Source organism: Sphingomonas sediminicola (genome assembly GCF_049991885.1).
Lineage (GTDB): Bacteria > Pseudomonadota > Alphaproteobacteria > Sphingomonadales > Sphingomonadaceae > Sphingomicrobium > Sphingomicrobium sediminicola.
On sequence record NZ_CP178916.1, the window covers coordinates 1,510,312 to 1,534,647 of the forward strand.

Genomic DNA, 24,336 nt, shown 5'->3' on the forward strand with positions numbered 1-24,336 from the left:
CCGGAGGCGTAGCAAAGCCTCCGCGTGGCGCAAGAGTTAGACGGGCCGCCCCGTGATGCGCGTGATTTCGCGGCGAACATGCTCGTCCACCAGTCGCGGCAGATGATCATCCAGCCATTGCTTCAGGATCGGGCGGAGCATCTCGCGGATCATCTCTTCGAGCGGATTGGCCTGTGGCGGGGCAGCGGGCACGGACGCAGCGACCGTGCTCAGCTGGTCGAACGCGCTGCGGCTGGCGGCGGCTGCGGTATCCTTGAGAAGCGGCGGGCCGAGGTCCGCCGTGGGCGCTAGCTCCTCATTGAGTTCGAGGACGTCTTCACCTTCGTGCTCATTGTCCTGTTCGATCTGATCTGCGGTGGTTTCCGCAGCGCGTGCATCCTTGTCCTCCGCGATCACCTTTTTGATCGACGCGAGGATTTCTTCCATCGAAGGTTCGCGGCCAGACGCAATCATTTAGCCGATATCGCTTATTGCTTCGGCGGAGTCACGCTCTGCGTCGTTGGCGGCGGCGTGACGGGCGTTCCAGCCTGCTCGGCCGGAGTGACGGTGCGGGTCGAGACTGGCGCCGTGACCTTCTCGCCAGCCCAGTCGTTCCAGTTGCCCGCGACGCGGCGATAATTGCCGAGCGGATCGTAGAGCGGACCGCCGTCGAGGCCGAGGTCCTGCGCCTCCGCCTGACCCATTGCGTTCAGAAGCTGGAAGCCGGCGACATAGGCGTCGCGGCGAGCCGTCACGAGTGCGACCTGCGAGTTCAGAAGCTCCTGCTCTGCGTTGAGGACGTCGAGGACGGTGCGGGTGCCGACGCTCTGCTCCGCGCGAGCGCCTTCAAGCGCAAGCTCGTTCGCAGAAACGGCAGTCTGGTTCGACTGGATTGCCTCCTGTGCAGCCATGTAGGCGGCGAAGGCCGAGCGGGTGTTCGCAACGACCGTGCGCTCCGTTCCAACGGCCTGCTCGAGGATCTGCGACTGGATGGCCCGAGCCTGACGCACACGTGCTGCCGGCAGACCTCCCTGGTAGAGCGGAATACGCGCCTGGACGCCCGCACTCGTCGCGGTCGTGCTTCCAGCTGCGAACGGACCGAACTGGTCCTGCTCGGTACCGAGATAGTCAGTGTAGCGGCCCGCGCCGAACGCTTCGACCGTCGGCAGGCGGGTGGCGCTGGCAACGTTGACGTCGAGCCCGGCTGCGCGAGCCTGCTGGTTGATCGCGATCAGATCGGGATTGCTCGCCAGCGCGATGTGGACCGCTTCTTCCGGCGACTTGGGGAGCGGCGGAAGCGGCGGCGGAGGCGCCAGCGTATCCGGCGAATGGCCGATCACCCGGCGGTAATTCTCCTCGCTCCCGGCGGAGCGCGAGCGAGCAGTCGCGAGGTTCGAGCGGGCGAGCTCGAGGCGCGCCTCCGACTGTGCGACGTCGGTTCGGGTGAGATCGCCGATCTCGAACCGATCCCGCGTCGCCTGCAGGTTGGTCGACAGAACCTGAACCTGGTTGGTGTTCAGCTCGACGATCGCGCGGTCGCGGATCACGTCCATGTAGGCAGCGACCGCCTCCGTGAAGACATCGCCTTCGACGGCTCGAAGCGTCGCCCGGCCCGCTTCGACACGGGTCTTGGCGGCCTTGATCTGGCTACTGACGCTACCGCCGTTGAACAAAGGGTAGCTGACATCGACTCCGGCCGAGAAGTTGCGGCCGTTGCCGCCCCCGGTCTTGGTCAGATCCTGGTTGAACCCGGCGGTTGCGCTGACCTGCGGACGGCTCCCCGCCCGGGCGATCGCGACAGTCGCGTCGGTGCCCTTCAGGGCTTCACGCTGCGCCATGATCGTCGGATTGGCATTGTAGGTCGACACGAGCGCCTCACGCAGCGTGTCGGCCGACGCGGTGCCGGCCAGCAAGGCCGCGGCAATCGTTGCGAAGGCGATGTTGCGGATCACGTGTCGCGAAGCTCCAGAATCTAGAATGTGAAGGCCTTGGGCCGCTCGAAACCGGGAAGGACCGGAGTCGATGCATCGGCGATCGGTTGAAAGCCGAAGCCCCCGCCTACCCTGCGCCCAATGAATAGCCGGGTAATGCCCTGCTCAACAATTGCCCCGCCGATCCGTCCGCCTTCGACCAGCTGGTCGACCAAGGCGTCCGGGATTTGCTCGACTGCTCCGTCGATCAGGATGAGGTCGTAGGACGAAGCCTTGCCGTGACCCTTGGCGAGCGGCCCCTCGACCGCTTCGACGCCATTGCCGCGAGCGATCGCTGCCAGCGCAGCCGATGACTCGAGCGCAGTGACCTTCAGGCCCATTTTCGCAAGGACCGCGGCGGAATAACCCGTCGAGGCGCCCACCACGAGCGCGCGTTCGCCGCGCAGGGCGGTCAGCGCAGTCAGCAGCCGACCAAGCACGGCCGGGGGCGGCAGCGCCCTCCCGTCGCCGAGCGGAATGGGGCCGTCGACATAGGCCAACGGCTTCTGCTCGTCGGGCACGAATTTCTCGCGCGGGATGGCCGACATCGCCTCGATCACGGCGGGATCGTTCACGCCGACGGGGCGAAGCTGGGAATCGACCATCGCCTGACGCGCGGCCGCAAAATCTGGAACGGGAGCGTGAACGGTCATGACTGTTATATTATGCTAATACACCTTGGATGCAAGGCTGGTCTTATCCGCCCAATCCCTCATCGCCAAGGGTAGCCGGTCGCCGTTGGTCGAAAGTGGGGGCGGACTGGTGGATCGGCTGCGTTTCGACACGCCATCGCCGCGCGGAGGGTTGACCAGCTTCGAAAAGGCGGGGAAAGGCAGCGCTCCGGCCCGATGGCGGAGTGGTTACGCAGAGGACTGCAAATCCTTGCACGCCGGTTCGATTCCGGCTCGGGCCTCCACTTTTCCCTAAGCGCTCCAGCCCCCGCCCAAGGCACGGAAGAGGTTGATCTGCGCGGACGCGACTTGGCCGTTGATGTCGGCGAGCTTGGCTTCCGATTCCGCGAACGTCCGCTCGGCGTCGAGCAAGGCGAGCGAATCCACCTGCCCCTCGCGCTGCTGGGCGCGGACGATCTTCGCTGCGACTTCGGCCTCGTTGCGCGCCGCCTGCAGGGCCTCGCGCCGGCGGAGTGCGTTGGCATAGATCGACAGGGCGGTTTCCGTTTCTTCGAGCGAGCGAAGCACCGTTCCATCGAACTGAGCGAGCGCTTCCTGGCTGCCTGCTTCGGCGCCCGCCACGCGAGCACGGGCTCGCGCATGGTCGCTGAACGACCAGCTGATCAGCGGGCCGAGCAGGAAACCGACGGGATTGCTGAAGAGATTGCCGATGCTTCCCGCGCTCGAACCGAGCGATCCGCCGAGTGTGATCTGCGGATAGAGCTCGGCGGTGGCGACGCCGATCCGCGCGGTTGCGGCCGCCAGCCTCCGCTCGGCCGCACGGATGTCCGGGCGGCGCGCAAGCAGCTGTGCTCCGTCGCCGACCGGGATCGGATGGTCGAGCTTGAGCGATGACGTGCGCGCACCGGCGGTGGCGGGAAGTTCGGATGGCGCGCGTCCGGTCAAGGTCGCCAGCCGGAACAGCGCGCCGTCGCGCTCTGCGGCGATCGCTGGGATCTCTGCCTGCCGCTGGTTGCGGAGCGCGGCGATGCGGGCGGTGTCGAGCCGCGTCGTCTGGCCGATCTCGACCTGCTTCTCGGTGAGGCGCAGGGACTGGTCGAGCAGCTCGACGATGTGCTCCGCGACCGCGAGACGCTCGGCAGCGCTCGACGCGTCGGCATAGGCCCGCGCCGTGTCGGACACGATTGCAACACGAACAGCGTCCGCATCCGCTTCTGCAGCACCGACGTCTCCGCGCGCTGCTTCAACACCGCGAGCCACGCGGCCGAACAGGTCAACCTCGTAGGCGACTTCGAGGCCCGCCGAGTAACTGGTCGAGGCGTCGGAGTTACCCTCATCGCGGCCGCGTGTTGCCGAAGCATTCACTCCGCCCTGTGGCAGGCGACCCACCTTGGTTTCCCGAAGCGACGCCCTGGCTCGGGCGAGCCGGGCTACCGCAGCGCGGACGTCCGTATTGTGCGCCAGAGCGTCGGCGATCAGGCCGTCGAGGACTGGGTCGTTGTAAAGCCGCCACCAATTGTCCGGCACCGGCGCGAGCGGCTGGATCGCCGGCGAATTGGCCGCGACGAACGGGCCGGCCTTGGCCGTCGTGCCGGCCGGGCGGACATAGTCCGGGCCGGTGGCGCAAGCGGCCAAGGCGAGCGCCGACGCGAGTGTCGCAAACGTCTTCATTGAGAGGTTCCTTTATTCCGCCGGAAGCAGCGTCAACTGCTCGTCCGAGGGCCGGTCGCCGCGGCGGCGCTTCAGCATTTCGCCGAGCGACCGCGTCGCGGCGTAGAACACCGGGGTGAACACGAGGCCGAAGGCCGTCACTCCGATCATTCCGAAGAAGACCGCCGTTCCGAGCGCCTGGCGAAGCTCCCAACCCGGCCCGCTCGCGATCACCAGCGGCACGGTGCCGAGGATGAAGGCGAAGCTGGTCATCAGGATCGGGCGGAGCCGCGAGCGCGCCGCTTCGACCGCCGCATCGATGACGGCGAGACCGCGCTCCTCCGCCTGCTTGGCGAACTCGACGATCAGGATCGCATTCTTCGCGGCGAGCGCGATGAGCACGATCAGGCCGATCTGCGTCAGGATGTTGTTGTCCAGCCCGCGCAGGTTCACACCGGTCATGGCCGCAAGCAACGTCATCGGCACGATCAAGATGATCGACAGCGGAAGCAGAAGGCTTTCGAATTGCGCTGCCAGCACGAGGAATACGAACACCACCGACAGAGCAAAAATCACCGCGGCAATGCTGCCCGCAAGCTTCTGCTGGTACGCGATGTCGGTCCATTCCGTCGCGAAGCCTTGGGGTAGACCGGAAGCTAGCTTTTCCATCGTCTTGAGCGACTGGCCCGAAGAGTAACCGGGCGCGGTGTCGCCATCGACCTCGACCGCGGGGTACAGGTTATAGCGCGTCACGCGATACGGGCCCGTCTTGTCCGAGAAGGTCGCGACCGTCCCGATCGGCACCATCGCCCCGCTGTTCGAGCGGGTCTTCAGCTGGCCGATGTCGGACGCGTCGTCGCGATACTGGGCATCCGCCTGCGCCGTCACGTGGAAGGTGCGGCCGAGCAGATTGAAGTCGTTGACGTAGGCCGACCCGAGATAGACCTGCAGCGCTTCGAACACGCGCTCAGGTGGGACGCCGAGCATGTCCGCCTTCGCCCGGTCGACGTCGGCATAGACTCGGGGCGTCGCCGTGTTGAACAAGGTGAAGACGTTGGCGAGGCCCTTTTCCTGGTGCGCCTGCCCGATCAACTGCTGGGCAGCTTGCTCGAGCGCCTGGTAGCCGGCGCCCTGCCGGTCCTGGACGATCATGCGATAGCCGCCGCCGTTGCCGACGCCCTGGATGACGGGCGGCGGGATGACGAACACGAACGCCTCGTCCATGTCCGCAAGCGCCGCGCGCATGTCATTCTCGATGTTGAGCTCGGTGCGGTCGGTCCCTGCCCGCTCGTCGAACGGCTTGAATGTGACATAGGCTGCGCCGGCGTTGGACGCCTGGGTCCCCGACGCTCCGTCGAAGCCCGAGAACATCACGGCCTGGTCGACGCCCGGCACCTTGAGCAATTTGTCGACGGCCTTCTTGAGCACCGCGTCCGTACGTTCGATCGAGCTTCCGGGGGGAAGCTGGATGGCGGCGAGCGCATAGCCTTGGTCCTGCGCCGGGATGAAGCCCGACGGCGTGTACCAGAAGACGGCCAGCGTCAGTCCGACGAGGCCCGCGTAGACGGTCAGCGCGCGCTTTGGAGCGTTGAGGATCCGGCGCGTGAAGTTGCCGTACCACTCGCTCAACCGCGCAAAGTTGGTGTTGAACCAGTCGCCTGCGCGATGGACGAAGCCCATCACACCCGCTTCAGCGCGATGATCGCTTCGCGGCTTCAGAAGCCGTGCGGCAAGCGCCGGAGAAAGAGTCAGCGACAACAGCAGCGAGATGATCGTCGAGGCCGCGATCGTGACCGCGAACTGGCGATAGAATTCGCCGGTGATGCCGGTCAGGAAGGTGACCGGAACGAACACCGCGCAAAGCACGAGGACGATCGCGACGAGCGCGGCCGACACCTCGTCCATCGAGCGGTGCGCCGCTTCCTTCGGACTCAAGCCGTGCTCGAGATTTCGCTCGACGTTCTCGACCACGACGATCGCGTCGTCGACGACGATTCCAATGGCGAGCACGAGGCCGAACATCGACAAGGTGTTGAGCGAGTAGCCGAGCGCCGCCAGCACCGCGAAGGAGCCGATCAGCGAGACCGGGATGGCGACGATCGGGATGATCGCCGCTCGCCAGCTCTGCAGGAAGACGATGATCACCAGCACGACCAGCAGCATCGCTTCGAGGAGCGTTTCCTGGACGGCCGTCATCGATTCACTGATGAATTCGGTCGGGTTCCAGATGATCCGGTATTCGAGGCCCTTCGGAAACATCTTCGAAGCCTCGGCGAGCTGGGCCTTGACGCCTTCAGCCGCCGCGAGCGCATTGGTGCCCGGACGCTGGGTAATGCCGAGGATCACGGAATCCTTGCCGGAGAGGTAGGCGTTGACGCCGTAATCCTCGGCGCCGAGCTCGACCCGGGCGACGTCGCGAAGTCTTGTGATCGCGCCGCTCGGATCGGTCCGGATGATGATGTTTGCGAACTCGTCGGCCGTTTTGAAACGGCCCTGGGTCTCGACGTTTAGCTGCTGCGCCGCGCCGGTGTCGAACGGCGGCTGACCGACGGTGCCGGCGGCAACCTGCACGTTCTGGCTGCGCAACGCGTCGACCACTTCGCCGGCCGTTAGACCGAGCGTGGAGGCGCGGCCCGGATCGATCCAGACGCGCATCGCATAATCGCGGGCGCCGAAGATCGAGACGTCGCCGATGCCGTCGACGCGGGAAAGGCGATCTTTGAGCTGGGTCAGCGCGTAGTTGGACACATAGCCGCGATCGAGCGAGCCGTCGGGCGAAAGCACGTTGACGGCCATCAGCCAGGACGGCGAAGTCTTGCGGACGACGACGCCCTGCCGGCGCACTTCCTCCGGAAGGCTCGGCTGCGCCAGCGCAACGCGGTTCTGGACAAGCACTTGCGCCGTGTCGAGGTCGGTGCCGAGCTTGAAGGTGACGGTGATCGTCACCCGTCCATCGCCGGTCGATTGCGACGACTGGTAGAGCATGTTGTCGACGCCGTTGATCTGCTGCTCGATCGGCGCGGCGACCGTGTCAGCGACGGTTTCGGCGGACGCGCCCGGATAGTTGGCGCTGACCGTCACCGTCGGGGGAACGACGTTCGGAAACTGCGAAACCGGAAGTCCGAAATAAGCGAACAGGCCGACGATCGTAATGATGATCGCGATCACGCCGGCAAAGATCGGGCGCCGGATGAAGAAGTGGCTGAGCTGCATTGGAGGGCTTCTTTTATCTGGCCGCCAAAGTCGCCTGTGAGGCGCTCGGGCTGGATGGGGGTGCGGCCGCCGGAGCTGCGCCTTCGGCAACGCGGACCTGCGTGACGCGCGGCTTTACCTTGCTGCCGGGCATGGCGAACTGGACACCCTGGATGACGACGCGGTCGGCGCGGGTCAGGCCGGACCGGATGACGCGAAGGTCGCCGACAAGCGGGCCGGTCTCGACCGGCTTGGCGGCGACGGTTCCGTCCTTGCCGACCGTGAGCACGATCTTGCGCGCTTGGTCGGTGCGGATTGCCGCATCGGGCACCAGCAACGCCGGAGTCGTCCCGCCATCGGCGAGACGCATGTTTCCGAACATGCCAGGCGTCAGGAACAGGTCGGGATTGCGAACGACCGCGCGCGCCCGGATCGTTCCCGAATTCTGGCTGATGCCATTGTCCGTGAAGTCCAGTTTTCCGCGCCAGTTGTAGGTGGCTTCGTCCTGCAAGCGGATTTCGGCGACGTCGCCCTGAGCTCCCGCCCGCCGCTCCCGCGAATCCTTCAGGTAGAGGGATTCCGGAACGTCGAACGTGAAGTAGATCGGATCGAGCGCATTGATGGTCGTCAGCAGCGTACCGCCGTCGACACCCGACGCAACTAGGTTTCCGGCGTCGATCTTGCGGTCGGAGATTCGGCCGCTGATCGGAGCGCGGATGCGGGTGAACTCGACGTCGAGCGCTCGCTGCTGGACCCGAGCCTGGGCCGCCGCGAGGGCAGCGCGGGCGGTCTGCACCTGAGCGGTAAGCTGGTCGACATTGGCCTGCGACACCGCGTCCGCTTCGAGCAGGCGACGGGCGCGGCCTAGGTTGGTCTCGGCGAGGTTGAGCTCGCTGCGTGCGGTCGCAACCCCTGCCCTCGCCTCGGCGAGCGCGGCCGTGAACGGACGCGGATCGATCGTGAAGAGCAGCTGGCCCTTCTGGACGATCGCTCCGTCCGTGAAGTGCACGGCGATGATCTGGCCTGAGACGCGCGGACGGACCTCGACGCTTCGGCTCGGCTCGAACCGGCCGACATAATCGTCCCACAAGCTGACATTCTGCTCGAGGGGTGCCGCGACCGTCACTGAGGGGAGTGGTGGAGCAGCTGCGGGGGAGGGATCGCTGTTCCAGAAGGTGACGGCCGCGGCTAGGGCGACGAGGGGTGTTCCGATGAGCCCGGCGCGTTGCCAGAGAGGGCGGCCTGCGAGCTTCACTCGCAGGGTGCGCTGGAGGCCGTCGTCGGCCTTCACTTCGGTGAACATGTTCATGCGGGAATCCTTCGCGGGCTGCTGAGGGCCGCATTGATGCTGGCGGCCATCAGTTCGTATTGGTCCGGCGAGAAGCCGGCGGAGATGAATTCGGAGACGTCTTCACCGGGGACGGTGAAGCCGAAATGCCATGTGAGGACGGCCATTCGGCGAAGCGCCTCGAGCTTCGGATTGGCGAGCTCGGGATTTCCCCGGCCCACGAACCAGTTCCAGAAGCGGCGCAGGCGGCCGGCGGTGCGGATCGTCCACAGCCGGTCGATCCGGGCGAGACGGATGATCGACCATTCGAGAGGCGAGAAGTTCGGCCTCGTATTGTTGTTTGCCGCGATCGCAGGGAGCGCGACCGGCCGTGAATCCTGTGTTTCGATCTTTGCCAGGTAGGCCATGCTTTGCTCCTCTCACTAGCGGCGGGCGAGCACGGTCATTCGCCGGAGCGATGCTCCCGGCGGCCGGCTCTTCACAGCGCGCAAAAATCCCGTTCGACGAAGCGCCAGGCTTCGACGTGGGTCAGCTATGGTTCGTTACGAAAACTGGCGGGTGTCAGCCCCGCGGGAAGACTGGAAACCTGTTCAGACGCATCGCCCCTTTATCTGTCGATGGGTCAAAAGAGCGGTGCCGGAACATGGCTCCAATCTTTCTGTACCGTTCAGTATAAAGCCAGGTAGGGCCCGTCAAGCGATAATTCTATACTGACCGATAAAAAATCTTTTGGGAGGTATAAATCAGGCGCTCGGCCAGAGGGCGAGGCCGCTTTCGACGAGCTTGTCCAACTCCTCGCGGGTGGCGCCCTGGTTGGCCTGGACAGAGATCCCCTGGAGCATCGCGATGAGGACGCGCATCAGGCCTTCGGCATCGACGTGGGCCGGAAGGTCGCCTTCCTCCTTGGCGCGCTCGAAGCGTTCGATCAGCGCTCTCTTCGCCACTTCGCCGCGCTTGACGACTTCCTCCCGCACCGTCTGCGACTCCGGCCCACAGGCAACCGAGGTAATGACGCCCATGCAGCCGTGGGGCTCATTGGAGCTCGTCACATTATCGACCGAGCCGCGCAGCATGACCTCGGCGACGCCCCGCGCAGTTGGCTGATCCATCGCGCGCCGGATGTAGGCGAGCTTCTCCGTCTCATAGAGATCAAGCGCCTTGCGGAAGAGCGCTTCCTTGTTGCCGAACGCGGCATAGAGACTCGGGCGGGTAATCCCCATCGCCTCCGTCAGGTCGTTCAGCGAAGTGCCGTCGTAGCCCTTTTCCCAGAATACGCGGAGCGCCTGCGCCAAGGCCGCATCCACGCAAAATTCGCGCGGACGCCCACGGCAGGCGGGAGCGCAGATGGAAACGACTTCAGGCTTATTCATATCGCACGGTACATAATATGCCCGCGCCGAAAATCCAGTTGTTTCTTTTGTTTAACACGGAGCAAAGGAAAACGGCGCCCCACCCGAAGGTGAAACGCCGCCCCCTTTTTGCTTGTACCGAGGCTTAGAATGCCAGGCTGAGCGTTCCCGAAATCGTGCGCGGAGCGCCGATCTGGACGAAGTTGGGGTTGCCATAGTTGGTGCCGCTGAACGCCTGGTTCAGGCCGCCGTTGAACCCGCCGACATAGAACTCGTCGAACAGGTTGTAGACGTTGAGCTGGAAGTAGCTCTTCTCGAGACCCTTCAGCATCGTCAGCTTCATCCGGGCATCGAGATTTACGAGCGTGTAGGCCGGCGCCTTGGCCGGGAAGATCTCGACGGCAGCCGCGCTTCCGATCGCACCGGAATAGGTCGGCACATTGGTGTCGAACACGTACCGCGGGCCGGTCCGCTTCACGGTCGCGCCCAGCTCGAAGATGCTGAAGCGGCCGACGGCGGAACCGCCGAACGAATACTTTGGCGAACCGGACTCATAATTGCCCTTCGTGAAGGCGCAGCTGCGAATGATGTCCGCCGGAGCCGCACCTGCCGGGACGTTGTCGCAATCGGTGACCTGGTTCGCACCGGTTCCGAAGCGCCCGATCTGGATGTTCTCCTTGATCTTCGAACGCATCCAGGAGCCAAAGGCGTAGAGCGTCAGTTCGCGGATCGGCTCGTACGCGATCTCGCCGTCGATGCCCCACTTATCCACGCGTCCGAGGTTCCGGTAGACGGTCTTGTCCAGTTCCGGGTCGTAGGCCGAGGCCAGCCGATCGTTGAACTTGGTGTACCAGCCGGCAAGCGACGCCTGGATCTTCGAACTGCTGTAACGCAGGCCCGCATCCCAAGAGTCCGTCGTTTCCGGAGTCGGCTTCGCCTGCGCCGTTCCCGCCGGGAAGTAGAAGGCGTTGTACAGATTGTCCGTACTCGGGACCGAGATGTTCTTGGTGTAGCTCGCGAAGGCCGAAACGGCGTTCGTCACGTTGTACACCACGCCGACGTCCGGAAGGAACTTGTGGTACTTCAGGACGCGGTGGCCCGGAGGCGCGAAGCCGGTGATCACACCGGTGGTCGGGTTGAACGAGTAGGGATTGTTGGCTGCGATGACCGCATCGAGCGCTTCGTCCTGTCCGCTGCACTCGACGAAGCCGCTGGCCGACGAGGTGAAGCAGAAGTTCTCCAGGTCGCGCTTGAAAAACGGCATGCTGGCGCCGATCACCACGCGTAGCGGACCGAACTGGCCGCGATACTGGGCCGCGAACTTGTCGAGGATGGCGTAGGACTGGCGGTCACGCTTCTGGAGGTTGACGCCCGACGCTGCCGCGATCGGATCGTTCACCGGGAAGACGTCGACCGGCTCGCCATTGGCCTTCACGAAACCGACCTGGCCCGTCTGGCGATGGTTCGAATAGTCGTGCGTGTACGTGACGCGGACGACGTGGTCGTTGCTGATCTCGTACGCGAGGCCCGCGACGACCGCATAGCGGCGCGTGCGGGTCTGGCTCGGCGTCAGGACGGTGACCTGGTCCAGCGTGTCGCCGTCACCATTGAGGTCGACGCCATTCAGGTACGGGCTGCCGCCGAAGTAGCCGCCGACGCAGTTGATGTTCGCGTTCGGCGCCGCAGTCGAGCAGTTGGCGCGCCCACCGGTCGGATTGATGTCGTATCCGAACTCACGCGCGGAGGACGTGCCGCCGCCGTTGGCCTTGGTGTACTGGAAGCTCGGGTCGACGGTCAGGGTCAGCTGATCGGTAATCGAGAACTTCGAGTTGCCGCGGATGTTGATGCTGTTCGACGGGTTGTAGCGCCGGTCGAACTCGGTGCCGCAAGTGTTAGGAGCATCCGGGTCAACGTAGCCCGCCACGCGGATCTGGGCGACGGTTTCGAAGCGGGGCGCGGCCGTGGTGCACGGATAATTGATGTCATACTCGCGCTCGTCGTTGTTGCGCGGGAAGCGGTTGCCCGTTCCCGAACCGACGGTGCGGCTCGGATCCCAGCGCAGCGGCAGCGAGCCGAAGAAGTTGTTGCGATCCTGGTTGTAACGGCCCGCGATCGAGACGAAGTCGCCACCGGAGCCCAGCGGCTGGTAGATCTTCGCATTGTACTGCTGGCGGTCGAGCTTCCCGTAATTGTTGAACGGGTTGTCGTACTTTGACGTGCTGCCCGCGATGAAGGCGCGCGTGCCCCACTTCGTGAACGTGCCGGTGTCGACCATTGCGAACAGGCGGCGATAGTCGAACTCCCCCAGCGAGGCGTTGATGAGGCCGCTCGGGTTTTCCGACGGGACGCGGGTGCGCTGGTTGATGGTTCCGCCGACGGCCGATGCGGTCGGCGAGTTGACGTCGGTCGAGCCGAGATTCACGTTGACCTGCTCGATGAGTTCCGGATCGATCGAGAAGTTCGAGTAGATGTTGTAGTTACCGCTGTCGTTCAGCTGGATGCCGTCGAGCGTGTAGCTGATGCGTGTCGAATCGAAGCCGCGCATCGTCAGCGTGCCGCCGGAATTGCCATACGCATCGTTGTTCTGGAAGCTCACGCCGGGGACGATGTTGATCGTGTCGAGAACCGTCTGGCCCGGACCGCTGCGGCTGATCATTTCCTGGGTGACGACCGCCTTGGACTTCGCCGCGTCAGGCGTCTGGATGCCGCCGACGTCCTTGGTGCGGCTTCCGGTAACGACGATGGCTTCCTTGTCGAATTCGACCGAGCCGGTGGACTGAGCGTAAGCCGTGGCAGGCATCATGAATGCCGCCGTGGAACACAGCAGAAATGCTTTCTTCACGTAAGACCCCGATGAAAAATGAACTTGCAGACCCGAGGCTTACGCCTTGGTGCGACCCCCGCCGCTAAGGGCCCTTTAAGACAGCGGAATGACAGCCGTAACCTGCCGACTCTCGAATCTGGGAGACTGTTGTAGATTCGACACGTCGCCATGAAACCAAGGCCGTCGTGGCGGGCCTCAGCGGGCGTCGAGCCTCCGCCCAAGAGCGACGAAAGCATAGACCGCCGGCGGCACGAGAACGGCCGATAGAACGACTTTGGCGATCATTTGGCCCATCAAAAGCTCTGCGATCGGGAACACACCGTAGAAGGCGACGGTGATAAAGATCAGCGTGTCCACGATCTGGCTAAGCACGCTCGCAATCCCCGCGCGGAGCCACAGGAGCTTGGCCCCTTCCCTCGCCTTCAGGCGGCTGAAGATAGTGACGTTGAGGAACGTCGAAATCCCGTAGGCGAGGATTCCGCCGAGCCAGATCCGCGGCGTTCCGCCCATGATCGTGTTGAACGCATCGAGGCGGTCCGGCGCCATGTCGGGCGATGCCGGCACGGCAAGCACGATGATGCTGAGTGCGAGCGATACGAGAAGCGGAATGAAGCCGATCAACACCAGCCGGTTCGCGGTCTCTCGGCCATGAAGCTCGGCAACCGAGCTCGACGTCACGACCAGCAGCAGGAAGGCGAAAATACCCGCCTCGACCGCAAGCGGGCCAAGGGCGACCTGCTTGTTGCCGAGAACGCCGGCGATGCAGACCATGCCGCCATAGAAGATGGCGAAGGCGAACAGCGACAAGGGGATTGATCGGGCGGACTGCGGCGCATTGGCAGCCGCCTGGACTTCGGTCGTCATGGCGCGTTGGCCTAGCCGGTTTGCGCGGAACTTCAAGAACGGCAATTGACCGAACGGCTTAGCCGCCGCTACGCGACGCCCCCGTGAATCCCGGAGCATTGGACATTGTCGCAATCGGCGACGCGATCGTCGACGTGATCGCGACGTGCGAGGATTCCTTCCTCGACGCGAACGGACTCACCAAGGGCTCAATGCAGTTGTTGAGCCCGGAACAGGCTGAAGCTTTGTATTCGGCGATGGGCCCCGCGCGAGAGATTAGCGGAGGCTCGGCCGCAAACAGCATGGCGGGAGTCGCAGCCCTTGGACTCGACGCGGGGTTCATCGGCCAGGTCGCGGATGACCAGCTCGGCGCAATCTTCGCGCACGACATGACTTCGCTCGGAGTCCGCTTCGAGACTCCGCCGATCAGCGATGGCCTTCCGACCGGCCGCTGCCTGATCCTGGTCACACCGGATGCGCAGCGCACCATGAACACGTGCCCCGGAGCGAGCCATGAGCTGGCTCCGCAACGGCTCGACGAGCAGATGATCCGGTCCGCCTCGATCACTTTCCTCGAAGGCTATCTCTGGGGTCCCGAGCGCCCACGCCACGCAATGCTCCGCGCAGCGCAGATCGCGCATGAGGCCGGGCGCACGGTGGCCTTCACCTTGTCCGAGAGCCTGTGCATCCCCGGCCGAAAGGAAGGCGTGCTCGGGATGATCGACGGGGGGATGGTCGACGTGCTGTTCGCCAACGAGGACGAAGCCATGCTGCTTGCCGGCGCGGGCGATCTCGATGGCGCACTCGCCAAGCTCTCGCCATTGGTCGCGACCCTTGTCGTAACACGAGGTCCCGCAGGCGCGATGGCGATCGAGGTTGGGAGCCGTGTCGAGATCCCGGCGGCGCCGGTTGAAAAAGTGGTCGACACCACCGGCGCCGGGGATCTTTTCGCCGCCGGTTTCCTCGCCGCGCGTTGCCGGGCACGTCCGCTCGAACGCTGTCTCGAGGCCGGCGCCCAAGCGGCTGCCGAAGTCATCTCGCACTTCGGTGCGCGGCCGGAAGCGAATCTCAAAGAGCTGGTCCAGCTATGAACAACGTGAAGCGCCTCGCAGTCTATTGCGGTTCGGCGCCGGGGACCGATCCCCTTTTCGCGGACGCGACGCGTGCGACCGCCGCGGCGATGGTCAACCAGGGTGTCGACCTCGTTTACGGTGGCGGCAGGCTGGGCCTGATGGGACTGATCGCCGACAGCGTGCTCGAGCTCGGCGGCCACGTATACGGGGTCATCCCGGATGCGCTGGTCGATCTTGAAGTCGCACACACGGGTATCAGCGAGCTTTTCCGCGTGCCCAACATGCATGAGCGCAAAGCGAAGATGACCGACCTCGCCGACGCCTTCATCGCGCTGCCAGGCGGCATCGGTACCTTTGACGAATTATTCGAAGCGTGGAGCTGGAATGCGCTCGGCTATCACGCCAAGCCGTTCTGCCTGCTCAATGTTGCCGGTTTCTGGGACGGGATGATCCAGTTCATCGACCATGCAACCGAGAGCGGGTTCCTGTCCGCTTCGCGCCGGAAGCAGTTGCTGGTCGCGACGACGCCGGAAGAAGCATTGGAATTGCTGGACGAAGCCGCCGGGCGCGCTACGCAAGGCATGGTCTGGTAAGAGTTTTTTCGGTGCTCTGGGGAGGGGCCGCCTAGTGAATCAGAATCTGATGAGCATCGCCGGGATCGCGGCGATCCTGGCCATCGCGTTTCTGTTGTCGTCCAACCGCAAGGCGATCCGCCTGCGCGTCGTCGGCGCTGCGTTCGCGCTGCAAGCTACGATTGCGTGGCTCGTGCTTTGGACCAGCTGGGGGCGCGCCGGGATCCATTCGCTCTCTGCAGGCGTCGCGAACCTACTCGGCTATGCGAACAGGGGCACCGAATTCCTGTTCGGCCCGAGCGCGAGCAACCCCCTCGCCAACACCTTCGCGATCGCCGCTCTGCCGGTGATCATCTTCTTCGCGAGCCTCGTCGCGATCCTCTACTATCTCGGCATCATGCAGCGGATCGTCCGCTGGGTCGGCGGGGCGATCGGCTGGGTGACCGGCATCAGCCGCGTCGAAAGCTTGAGCGCTGCGGCCAACATCTTCGTCGGCCAGTCGGAATCGCCGCTGGTGGTTCGCCCGTATCTCGCGGCCCTGCCCCCGTCGCGGCTGTTCACGGTCATGTGCGTCGGCATGGCCGGCGTCGCCGGGACCATCCTCGCCGCCTACGCGAGCCTGCTCGGCCAGAGCTACCTGCCCTACCTCCTCGCGGCGGCCTTTATGTCCGCCCCGGGTGGAATCCTGATGGCCAAGATCATCATGCCGGACGAGCTTGGCGACAGTGAAACCGCGGAAGACGCGAACGTCGACGTGGCGGAAACGTTCGAAGAGGGCGTGAAGCCGGCCAACATTATCATGGCCGCGGCCCAGGGCGCTCAGACGGGCGTGAAGCTCGCCGTCGCCGTCGGCGCAATGGTGCTCGCGTTCGTCGCCCTCGTCGCGCTCGCCAACGGCCTGCTCGGCGGGCTTGGCAACATGGTCGGGATTCCGGACCTCAGCTTCCAGCGGATCGTCGGCTATCTGTTCCAGCCGATCATGTTCCTGATCGGCGTTCCGTGGGAACAGGCGAACGCGGCCGGCGGCCTGTTCGGCACGAAGCTGGTGCTCAACGAGTTCGTCGCCTTCATCGATCTCGGCCAGATGAACGCCGCTGTGCTCAACGACCGCAGCCGGGCGATCGTGACCTTTGCGCTCTGCGGCTTCGCAAACTTCAGTTCGATCGCAATCCAGATGGCGGTGACCGGCGGCCTGGCTCCGAACCAGCGCCCCGTGATCGCAAGGCTCGGCATCCGCGCCCTGCTGGCCGGTTCTCTCGCGAACCTGATGAGCGCCGCGCTCGCGAGCCTGATGCTTCCTTGATCTTCGTCAACGCGGAGCACGGGAAGCGACGCAATTCAGCATTACGCCGCCGTTCCGCACTGCTTCGCTTCGGCCGCATTGGAGTTTAGAGGACAATCATGGCCACCATTACTGCCGACCAGATCGCGTCCGTGTCGCTGAAGGACGCCGATCGCAACCCCGACGAATTCGCCAAGAAGCTCGGCCGCAGCTTCGAGGATTACGGGTTCGCGATCATCGCCGACCATGGCATACCCGACGAGCTCATCCATCGCGCCGAGGAGAAGGCGAAGGCTTTCTTCGCCCTGCCGGAAGAGACGAAGAAGAAGTATTTTCTGACCGACGGCGGCGGGCAGCGCGGCTACACGCCGTTCGGGATCGAGACCGCCAAGGGCGCCAAGGCGCACGACCTCAAGGAATTCTGGCACGTCGGCCGGGACCTGCCGGAGGGGCACAAGTTCCGCGGGCACATGCCGGACAACGTCTGGCCATCGGAAGTTCCGAGCTTCAAGGACACGTTCAGCGAACTCTACGCGACCTTCGATCGCACCGGTCTAAAGGTGCTTCGCGCGATCGCTCGCTACCTGAAGATCGACGAGGACTATTTCGCCGACACGGTTCGCGACGGAAATTCGATCCTGCGCGCTCTCCACTATCCGCCGCAGAGCGAGCCGACCGGCAACCACATCCGAGCCGGTGCGCATGAGGATATCAACACGATCACTCTCCTGCTCGGAGCCGAGGAAGCGGGCCTCGAGCTGCTGACCAAGGACGGTCGCTGGATCCCGGTGTCGCCGAAGCCAGGCGAGTTGGTGATCAACATTGGCGACATGCTCCAGCGGCTGACCAACGGGCGCCTGCGCTCAACCTCGCACCGCGTGGTCAATCCGCAGCCTGATCGCGCTAGCCATGCGCGCTATTCGATGCCCTTCTTTCTGCACTTCCGCTCGGATTACCTGATCGAGCCGCTGCCGGGCACGGTGCCGGCCGGCGAGCAGCCCAAGTGGCCTCCGATCACTGCGGACGAATATCTCAAAGAGCGTCTGCGCGAGATCAAGCTGGTCTGATTTTCAACGTTTCGTCCCACTTCGGGACGAGCCACCATATAACGGCATGGACTCAGGCGCCGTCGAGGGTCATTCCGCCCGCTTCCGCGAAGCAGGACGGTGACGAGTCTGATGTACCGGCTATCCGCTTGCCTGTGGGCCGTTGCGGCCATGGCATCGCCAGCACTAGCTGCAAGGCCGTCGGATGTCCCGGCGCCGCCTCAAGCGCGCCTCGACGTCTCGAAGGCCGCCGCGGTTGCCGCAAGCTTCGGCGCGATCACGAGCATCTATCGGAGCGTCGAGCACAATCGCCAGGTTGGCGGCGTCGCCAACAGCTATCACCTGCAGGGCCGCGCGATCGATGTCGCCCGCAAGCCGGGCGTGACTCACGGCATGATCGCCGCCGCCCTCCAGCGCGCGGGCTATGTGATGGTGGAATCCCTCGATGAGGGCGACCACAGCCATTTCGCGTTCGCAAACACCTCGATCGTACCGATTCAGCCTGAAGTGACGGTCGCCGCGGCGATGGTGAAGCAGCCCGAGAAGCCGAAATATCCGGAAATCCTTGCCGACGATCACGGCACGCTGCGGATCGACCTTCCGCCGCCGCAGCTTGCGGAACGCTAGTCGCTAGATCGACAGCGAGGGATCGCCCTCGATCACTTCCTGCTTCAGCCGAGGCCGTTCCCCCGACTTCCACAAATCCGCCGTGTGCCGGACGCGATAGCGAAGCGGACCGCCGTCGGGCGTGGTCGCGCGAGTGACTGGACGCGGAATGCAGACGAACTCGGTCTGCACCCTGTCGGTCGTTGCGGTGACGACTGAATAACCGTGGCCGCCCATGTCGATGAACTCGAGGTGCGGCGCATTGTCGGGATTAGTCAGGCGGCGAGCCGTCTCGATGTCACCCGACTTCGCATATTCGAGCGCGCTGCGGACGCCCCGTTTCAGCGTCAGATTGCAGGTCGCTTCGTACCTGCCTCCTTCCCGCTGGACGGCGAACAACGGCCGCAGCGGATGCTTCTTGAGGCCATATTCCATCGCTTCCGCCATGCCCGGCGCGGAGATGGAACCGGTGATGAATGCGATACCAATCGGCTCGAACTTCTGCGGCGGAAGCGCCTTGGCCGAATAACCGGCCCAAAAACTGTGGCGGTCGCCCGACACGGTGACCAGCCCGCCGATTTTCCGGTCGCGGACGAAGTCGTAGAGCTCTGCCCGCTCGTGGTAGCTGCCGCTCATGTCGCCTCCGCCGGAGCAGGCGTAGCCGGTGCTCGGCCACGGCTTCGTCGCAAGCCCGGGTGGAAGGTTCTGCGGATCGGCGCGGAAGTCGAGCGTGCCGTTCGTCGCCGCCCAGATTTTCCAGGTCGCTTTGGACTCCGCGAGCTTGCTCTTGAACCAAGCCTTCTGCTGCCGCCCAAGCAAGGTCATCGGCGGCTCGTCCTTGCGGAAATTCGGGACCGCCTTGTCGCCCACCATGATGACTTCAGGTGGCTTGCCGCCGTTGAACACAGTTCCGCCGTCCAGCACTTCCAAGATGTCTTGCGGGAACATGTTCGGGAAATCCGGAGGGTCGAGCGCCGCGACCTCCGGGCGAGAGGTCGGATCCTTCATCATGTAAGCGTGCATGTCGGTGATGATCAGCTCGACGTTTCGACCGTACCGAAGCGCGCGATAGGCGGTCATGCTGGCTAGTGCCGCGACGTTGTTCGGCTCATCTCCGAGGCCGTCAACGTCGAACTTGGTGATTGGCGCGTTCTTGACCTTCGGCCCCTTGAACGCCTCGAGACCCGGTCCCGATGCCTTGCGGACCCGCGACGGGATATATTCCCACCACGCCTGATTTGCGGCGACGCGCAGCTCCTGCGCAGGCTCGGGATCGCCGTCGTACTGGATGAAGCTCTGGTAGCCTTTCCACGAGAATTCGTGATTGTCGCCCATGCAGACGAACGGGAAATGCGCGCGGGCATCTTGGATATCCGGATCGCGGATGTGCGCCTGATAGACCACGCGATAGCCAGCGAGATCGGTCGGAACGTGGAAGTTGTAAACTTTCCGCGAATTCGGGATCTTTCCGATGTCGTAGACGGTCCGGCCGTACCGGTGCGCCACCTCTTCCGGATATTCGACGACTTCGTAGATGAAATCGCCAAGGTGGAGGACGAAGCCGAGGCGCTCGGCTTCTGGCTTTCGCTCGTCCTCCCAGATCATCCGGCGATAGGCGTTCTGAGCGCCCTCGTTGACGCTCTGGCAGGAGACGAAGGCGAAGCTCACGGCACGAGCGTCGTCGTCGGTCGGCGCAGTGATCGTCCGGCCGATGCGGCTTCCGGCACCGCTCTCATCGGTGAAGCGATACCAGTAGACGGTCGCAGGCCTCAGCCCCGCAGCGAGCACGCGACAGGTCCAGTCGGATTCGGCGAGCACCGGCGCGCGCGCCGTCGAGACGACCCGCTTGAAGTCGGGATCGAGCGCGACTTCGGCAACCAGGAGGTGCCGATCGCCGCTCTCGAACGGACGTCTCGTCCACAGGATGACACTACGATCGTCCGGGTCACCCGAGGCGACGCCATCCGGATAGAGATCGCGCCGTTCGGTCCAGTTTGTGCGCGATTTCGCGGCGGCGGTTTTTGCCCAAGCGAGCGTTGCGCCGAGCGCGCTTGCGGAGGCAATGAACGAGCGTCTGTCGAGCTTGGTCATGGGGCGATGCTAGTCACAATTGCCTCGAGCACAGCCGGCTTTCGACCAACAGCCGACTTCATGCTTCCAGTGCGCGAAACGGCGTGGCAGCCGGGTGAGGATTTACGGGAGATGCGGGGTCCCGCCGCGCTCGCGGAATCAACGCCCGTCGCGGTGAAGGCGACGCCTACGAGTTCATCACCGACTGACGTCCTAGGAAACTCACGCAGGGTCCATGCGCTTTCACACCAATGGAAGCTACAGAACCTTGGACAATTCGGCCTGGGCCGGGCCGCATCGTCGCGACCGCGATCCATGACGGGCACGACCTCCGGCCGGAAATCTCGGAGGCCGTAGCGCTCGGCGATGCCGAACGGCTGCGCGAGGAAGATCCGTTCACCGGGCAGGCCGTGTTAGACGTGCCCGCGCACACAATCGTCCATCGCTCGCGCTTCGAGTTCGACCTCAACCGTCCGGCGGAGGGCGCCGTCTATTGCACGCCTGACCAATGCTGGGGCCTTGAGCTCTGGAAGCCCGGACAGCCCGATGACGGCCTGGTCCAACGATCGCTCGACCTGCACGCCGACTATTACCGACAGCTGGGTGAGATGCTCGACGGCGTCGCGGAACACCACCCTCGCTTCGTTCTGCTCGACATCCACAGCTACAACCACCGGCGCGACGGGCCCGACGGCGCTCCGCAGCTGCAGGAAGACGCACCCGACATCAACATCGGCACCTTCTCTATGCCGCGCGATCATTGGGCGTTCCTGATTGACCCGCTGATGGAGTCCCTGCGGGAATTCGACTTCAACGGGCGAAAGCTCGACGTCCGCGAGAACGTCGCTTTCCAGGGCAAGGGCAACCAGACCCGCTTTGTCCACGAGCGCTACCCGGAACGCGGTTGCGCCATCGCGGTCGAGTTCAAGAAGTTCTTCATGGACGAATGGACCGGTGAGCCGGACCCCGCCGAGCTTGCCGCAATGCGCCGCTTCGTCGCCTTCATGGCCGAAACCTCGGACCGGCTGTTGGGATGACAGGCAGCGCCGCCCTCCGCCTGGCGTCCGACGGGTTCGCGAGCTTCGGGCCCCGTGGCGAGTTGCGCAAGAAAGTCGGCGAAGCCGGCCGCATCCACCTCGACCGCTGGCTGCCCTTCATTGTCCTCCACCGCTCATCGGACCCCGAAAACGGCATTGCCCGCCGGATGGCGATGAACAGTCCCTCCTATCTGATCTGGTCTCCGGATGAAGATGCGGAGGCGCGTGCGGCGCTCGATGCCGTTCTTCCAGCCATCCGGGAAAAGCTCGGCCCGGTCATCGTTTTCGAGCTTGCCGACGAAGACTGGAAACCGCACGCGGAGGATTCCCCCCGGCTCCCCGACTTCGATGTTTGCGTGGGGCATTCCGGAAGCAAGGGGGCGCGGGTCGCCTTCAACACGCTTTCGAAGGCTATCGAGAAGATCAAGGTCGAGCTGCGCCATCCGGACGTGAAGGCGGCCCACCTTAAACACAGTCTGTTCGGGGAGCTGGACCACACAGATCGCATCCACCTGTGTATTCCCCAAATCCACCGGGCGCCCGATGGCACTCTCTATCCGCAGCTGACCCACGACCTTGCGATCGCACTAACCGATGCGATCCTTCGCTCCGCCGCGGCCTATATGGCAGCCGCTGGATCCTCGCCGCCGCTGCACCATCGTTCACTCGGACGAAGTGCATTCCTCAAGGCCGCCCTGGAGGCGGACCGGAAGCTCGACAACATCGCCAACAGCTTCGATTTCCTGCTGTCGCTGTCGCCGATCAACTCGCAGGACGCGATGGCGCGCTTCTTCGCCCAATGTGAAGAGAAGCCGCCCAAGTTCCGCTACCGGCCGCTGACGGTCGACCCGGACATCGCCAAGCGCGAGCTTTACGAGATCGACCTGTCGCGCCTCGAGGACCCTTTGCTCGAGCGTCTGCTCAGCGAGAAAAGGCGGGAGATCGACTACCAGCTCACCCTGCTGGCGACCCGCAACACGCCCGGGTTCCGGCCCGCGTCGATGCTCCTGTACGGCACCGTCAGTCGGCAGTTGCTGAGCGATGCACACGCCGTCCTCGGCGCAGTGAAGCCCGGCATGACTCGCGGGAAGAAGATCGGCGCGCATGATGTCGCCGCCGCGGCCAATGATCTCGTCAGCCGGTACCGTTCCATCGACGAACGCTTTCAAGCGAAGGTCGAGGTTCGGGACGACGTATCTGGTTTGCTGGTCTCCGGCGACCGGCTGCTGATCTCGAGCGCAACGTCGATGGCTGAATCGCGTCTCGACGCCCTTCTTTCCCATGAGGTCAGCGTCCATTTGCTGACCTACTTCAACGGCTCAACCCAAGGCCTTTCGATCTTCCGCACCGGTCTCGCGCAATATGAGGGAATCCAGGAGGGGCTCGGCGTCTTCGCCGAATGGGCCGTAGGCGGGCTGACCAGCTCCCGGCTGCGGCTTCTGGCTGGCCGTGTGGTCGCCGTTGAAGCGATGATCGAAGGCGCGGAGTTCATCGACGTCTATCGCCGGCTGACGAACGACCTCGGATTCAGCAAACGGGTCGCGTTCGATCTGTGCGCACGCGTCTTCCGTTCGGGCGGGTTCGCGAAAGACGCCATTTATCTCAAGGGTTTCCGGGCGGTGATGGACCGCGTCGCAACCGGCGCGTCGCTCGACGCGTTCTGGTTGGGCAAAATCGCGCCGGAGCATGTCGATGCCATTGAGGAATTGCTTCTGCGCGGACTTCTTCACGCGCCGGTATTCGTCCCCGATTTCCTTGAACGGGATGATTCAAAAAGTCGGATCGCCCGGCTTCGCGAAGGCCTCGCCTTTGACCGGCTTCTCGATCCGGAGTGAACCCAATTGCTGATTGCTTTCTTCGTCAACGACATCGAGCGCGAGTACGAGAATTACACAACGACCGTGCTCGCCCACCAGGCCATGATGCGGGGCCATGGCGTCTGCTACATCACGCCTGAGGATTTCGTCCTCAATCCCGATGACACCTTGTTCGCGCATGGGCGCTTCCTGCCCAAGCGCAAGTACAAGGACCGCGGTGAGTTCTTCAAAGCGCTGAAGAGCAGTAATGAAAGCAAGATCGAGCGCGTCGACCTCGGCGACGTCGACGTGATCATGCTCCGCAACGATCCGTCGATCGACAGCGATCGGCCATGGGCGATGGAGCCCGGAATCCTATTCGGACGCGAGGCTGCCAAGCGCGGCGTGATCGTGCTCAACGATCCGGACAGTCTCGGCCGGGCGATCAACAAGCTCTACTTTCAGAGCTTCCCGACCGAAGCGCGCGCGGAGACACTCATCACCAAGCATGCGTCCGACATCAAGGCGTTCGCCAAGGAGCACAAAGGCAACATCATCCTGAAGCCGCTACAGGGCTCCGGCGGGTCGGGCGTGTTCAAGCTGGATCCGAACAACGCATCCAACCTCAACCAGATGATCGAGGCGATCGGCCGCGACGGCTACATCATCGCGCAGGCCTATGTCCCCGCCGCGAAGAAGGGCGACATCCGCCTGTTTATCATGAACGGCAAGCCGCTCCAGCGTGACGGCAAATATGCCGCTCTCCGCCGTGTCGCCGCCAAGGACGACATCCGCTCGAACATCCACGCCGGCGGAAAGGCTGAAGCGGTAGAGATCGGCGAGACCGAGCTGAAGGTCGCGGAAATCATCCGCCCGAAGCTGCTGGCCGACGGCATGTTCCTGGTCGGAGTCGACATCGTCGGCGACAAGATCCTCGAGGTGAACGTCTTCTCGCCCGGAAACCTCGAATCCTGCTCGAAGCTCGCCGGCGTCGACTTCTCGGAGACCGTAGTCGAGGCGATCGAACGCAAGGTCGATATCGCCAGCCAGTACGCGCAGACATTCGACAACCGGCACCTGGCGATTTTGTAAGCTCACTTAGAGTGGCATGTTGTCCAAAAATGACA

General features: G+C 64.1%; 19 protein-coding genes and 1 tRNA gene. 9 read left to right on the forward strand and 11 right to left on the reverse strand.

Features of this window, described 5'->3' with window-relative positions; genetic code table 11:
• Positions 1-36: 36 nt before the first annotated feature.
• The 3 genes from ACMC5O_RS07795 to ACMC5O_RS07805 are packed head-to-tail and all read right to left on the reverse strand — an operon-like array spanning position 37 to position 2,602.
• Positions 37-426 (reverse strand): DUF2497 domain-containing protein, encoded by a 390-nt coding sequence (locus tag ACMC5O_RS07795; protein WP_246444401.1) that lies wholly within the window; start codon positions 424-426, stop codon positions 37-39.
• 41 nt (positions 427-467) lie between these two features.
• Positions 468-1,931, reverse strand: coding sequence for a TolC family outer membrane protein (locus ACMC5O_RS07800; protein WP_426692652.1), 1,464 nt, complete (start codon positions 1,929-1,931; stop codon positions 468-470).
• Between the two features lie 20 nt (positions 1,932-1,951).
• Entirely contained in the window at positions 1,952-2,602 is a 651-nt protein-coding gene (locus tag ACMC5O_RS07805) for a protein-L-isoaspartate O-methyltransferase family protein (RefSeq protein ID WP_426692653.1), read from the reverse strand.
• Positions 2,603-2,791: 189 nt separating this feature from the next.
• On the opposite strand from ACMC5O_RS07805, the gene ACMC5O_RS07810 reads away from it, so the two are divergent.
• Positions 2,792-2,865, forward strand: a tRNA-Cys gene (locus tag ACMC5O_RS07810).
• A gap of 7 nt (positions 2,866-2,872) precedes the next feature.
• On the opposite strand, the gene ACMC5O_RS07815 is transcribed toward ACMC5O_RS07810, so the two are convergent.
• The 7 genes from ACMC5O_RS07815 to ACMC5O_RS07845 form a co-directional block, all read right to left on the reverse strand.
• Positions 2,873-4,252, reverse strand: a complete 1,380-nt coding sequence (locus ACMC5O_RS07815; protein WP_187709248.1) for an efflux transporter outer membrane subunit — start codon at positions 4,250-4,252, stop codon at positions 2,873-2,875.
• A 12-nt stretch (positions 4,253-4,264) separates the two neighbouring features.
• Positions 4,265-7,444, reverse strand: a complete 3,180-nt coding sequence (locus ACMC5O_RS07820) for an efflux RND transporter permease subunit (RefSeq protein WP_426692654.1) — start codon at positions 7,442-7,444, stop codon at positions 4,265-4,267.
• Positions 7,445-7,457: 13 nt separating this feature from the next.
• The gene (locus ACMC5O_RS07825) at positions 7,458-8,732 is read right to left on the reverse strand and encodes an efflux RND transporter periplasmic adaptor subunit (RefSeq protein WP_426692655.1); all 1,275 of its coding nucleotides are present in this window, start codon (positions 8,730-8,732) and stop codon (positions 7,458-7,460) included.
• Complete coding sequence (locus ACMC5O_RS07830; protein ID WP_187709247.1) at positions 8,729-9,118, reverse strand: hypothetical protein; 390 nt, start codon at positions 9,116-9,118, stop codon at positions 8,729-8,731. Before ACMC5O_RS07830 ends, ACMC5O_RS07825 begins: the two co-directional genes overlap by 4 nt.
• A gap of 336 nt (positions 9,119-9,454) precedes the next feature.
• Positions 9,455-10,081 carry a TetR/AcrR family transcriptional regulator gene (locus tag ACMC5O_RS07835; RefSeq protein WP_426692656.1) on the reverse strand — a complete coding sequence of 209 codons (627 nt, stop codon included), beginning with the start codon at positions 10,079-10,081 and terminating at the stop codon, positions 9,455-9,457.
• A gap of 124 nt (positions 10,082-10,205) precedes the next feature.
• Complete coding sequence (locus ACMC5O_RS07840) at positions 10,206-12,863, reverse strand: TonB-dependent receptor (RefSeq protein WP_426692657.1); 2,658 nt, start codon at positions 12,861-12,863, stop codon at positions 10,206-10,208.
• Between the two features lie 216 nt (positions 12,864-13,079).
• Entirely contained in the window at positions 13,080-13,748 is a 669-nt protein-coding gene (locus tag ACMC5O_RS07845) for a queuosine precursor transporter (protein WP_426692658.1), read from the reverse strand.
• Positions 13,749-13,831: 83 nt separating this feature from the next.
• Between ACMC5O_RS07845 and ACMC5O_RS07850 the strand changes: the two genes are divergently transcribed.
• The 5 genes from ACMC5O_RS07850 (at position 13,832) to ACMC5O_RS07870 (ending at position 18,327) form a co-directional block, all read left to right on the forward strand.
• The gene (locus tag ACMC5O_RS07850) at positions 13,832-14,818 is read left to right on the forward strand and encodes an adenosine kinase (RefSeq protein ID WP_187709245.1); all 987 of its coding nucleotides are present in this window, start codon (positions 13,832-13,834) and stop codon (positions 14,816-14,818) included.
• A 5-nt stretch (positions 14,819-14,823) separates the two neighbouring features.
• Positions 14,824-15,393: a TIGR00730 family Rossman fold protein gene (locus ACMC5O_RS07855; protein ID WP_187709244.1), complete on the forward strand. Its 570-nt coding sequence runs from the start codon at positions 14,824-14,826 to the stop codon at positions 15,391-15,393.
• A gap of 49 nt (positions 15,394-15,442) precedes the next feature.
• Entirely contained in the window at positions 15,443-16,675 is a 1,233-nt protein-coding gene (locus ACMC5O_RS07860; RefSeq protein WP_426693521.1) for a NupC/NupG family nucleoside CNT transporter, read from the forward strand.
• 98 nt (positions 16,676-16,773) lie between these two features.
• On the forward strand, positions 16,774-17,721 hold the full coding sequence (locus tag ACMC5O_RS07865; protein WP_187709243.1) for an isopenicillin N synthase family dioxygenase: 948 nt from the start codon (positions 16,774-16,776) through the stop codon (positions 17,719-17,721).
• A gap of 150 nt (positions 17,722-17,871) precedes the next feature.
• Complete coding sequence (locus tag ACMC5O_RS07870) at positions 17,872-18,327, forward strand: D-Ala-D-Ala carboxypeptidase family metallohydrolase (RefSeq protein ID WP_426692659.1); 456 nt, start codon at positions 17,872-17,874, stop codon at positions 18,325-18,327.
• A 3-nt stretch (positions 18,328-18,330) separates the two neighbouring features.
• On the opposite strand, the gene ACMC5O_RS07875 is transcribed toward ACMC5O_RS07870, so the two are convergent.
• Positions 18,331-20,397, reverse strand: coding sequence for an alkaline phosphatase D family protein (locus ACMC5O_RS07875; RefSeq protein ID WP_187709242.1), 2,067 nt, complete (start codon positions 20,395-20,397; stop codon positions 18,331-18,333).
• A gap of 230 nt (positions 20,398-20,627) precedes the next feature.
• Here ACMC5O_RS07875 and ACMC5O_RS07880 point away from each other — a divergent pair, with 230 nt between their 5' ends.
• The 3 genes from ACMC5O_RS07880 to ACMC5O_RS07890 are packed head-to-tail and all read left to right on the forward strand — an operon-like array spanning position 20,628 to position 24,301.
• Positions 20,628-21,413 carry an N-formylglutamate amidohydrolase gene (locus tag ACMC5O_RS07880; RefSeq protein ID WP_187709241.1) on the forward strand — a complete coding sequence of 262 codons (786 nt, stop codon included), beginning with the start codon at positions 20,628-20,630 and terminating at the stop codon, positions 21,411-21,413.
• Positions 21,410-23,248, forward strand: a complete 1,839-nt coding sequence (locus ACMC5O_RS07885; protein ID WP_426692660.1) for a flavohemoglobin expression-modulating QEGLA motif protein — start codon at positions 21,410-21,412, stop codon at positions 23,246-23,248. The genes ACMC5O_RS07880 and ACMC5O_RS07885 overlap by 4 nt, the downstream gene beginning before the upstream one ends.
• Positions 23,249-23,254: 6 nt before the next feature.
• Positions 23,255-24,301: a glutathione synthetase gene (locus ACMC5O_RS07890; RefSeq protein ID WP_426692661.1), complete on the forward strand. Its 1,047-nt coding sequence runs from the start codon at positions 23,255-23,257 to the stop codon at positions 24,299-24,301.
• The last annotated feature ends 35 nt before the right edge of the window (positions 24,302-24,336 follow it).

What these genes read in the sequence shown, in the direction of transcription:
- ACMC5O_RS07795 (WP_246444401.1), bottom strand. Translation starts at nt 426, where the DNA reads ATGGAAGAAATCCTCGCGTCGATCAAAAAGGTGATCGCGGAGGACAAG.
- ACMC5O_RS07805 (WP_426692653.1), bottom strand. Translation starts at nt 2,602, where the DNA reads ATGACCGTTCACGCTCCCGTTCCAGATTTTGCGGCCGCGCGTCAGGCG.
- ACMC5O_RS07815 (WP_187709248.1), bottom strand. Translation starts at nt 4,252, where the DNA reads ATGAAGACGTTTGCGACACTCGCGTCGGCGCTCGCCTTGGCCGCTTGC.
- ACMC5O_RS07820 (WP_426692654.1), bottom strand. Translation starts at nt 7,444, where the DNA reads ATGCAGCTCAGCCACTTCTTCATCCGGCGCCCGATCTTTGCCGGCGTG.
- ACMC5O_RS07825 (WP_426692655.1), bottom strand. Translation starts at nt 8,732, where the DNA reads ATGAACATGTTCACCGAAGTGAAGGCCGACGACGGCCTCCAGCGCACC.
- ACMC5O_RS07830 (WP_187709247.1), bottom strand. Translation starts at nt 9,118, where the DNA reads ATGGCCTACCTGGCAAAGATCGAAACACAGGATTCACGGCCGGTCGCG.
- ACMC5O_RS07835 (WP_426692656.1), bottom strand. Translation starts at nt 10,081, where the DNA reads ATGAATAAGCCTGAAGTCGTTTCCATCTGCGCTCCCGCCTGCCGTGGG.
- ACMC5O_RS07840 (WP_426692657.1), bottom strand. Translation starts at nt 12,863, where the DNA reads ATGATGCCTGCCACGGCTTACGCTCAGTCCACCGGCTCGGTCGAATTC.
- ACMC5O_RS07845 (WP_426692658.1), bottom strand. Translation starts at nt 13,748, where the DNA reads ATGACGACCGAAGTCCAGGCGGCTGCCAATGCGCCGCAGTCCGCCCGA.
- ACMC5O_RS07860 (WP_426693521.1), top strand. Translation starts at nt 15,443, where the DNA reads ATGAGCATCGCCGGGATCGCGGCGATCCTGGCCATCGCGTTTCTGTTG.
- ACMC5O_RS07865 (WP_187709243.1), top strand. Translation starts at nt 16,774, where the DNA reads ATGGCCACCATTACTGCCGACCAGATCGCGTCCGTGTCGCTGAAGGAC.
- ACMC5O_RS07870 (WP_426692659.1), top strand. Translation starts at nt 17,872, where the DNA reads ATGGCATCGCCAGCACTAGCTGCAAGGCCGTCGGATGTCCCGGCGCCG.
- ACMC5O_RS07875 (WP_187709242.1), bottom strand. Translation starts at nt 20,397, where the DNA reads ATGACCAAGCTCGACAGACGCTCGTTCATTGCCTCCGCAAGCGCGCTC.
- ACMC5O_RS07880 (WP_187709241.1), top strand. Translation starts at nt 20,628, where the DNA reads ATGGAAGCTACAGAACCTTGGACAATTCGGCCTGGGCCGGGCCGCATC.
- ACMC5O_RS07885 (WP_426692660.1), top strand. Translation starts at nt 21,410, where the DNA reads ATGACAGGCAGCGCCGCCCTCCGCCTGGCGTCCGACGGGTTCGCGAGC.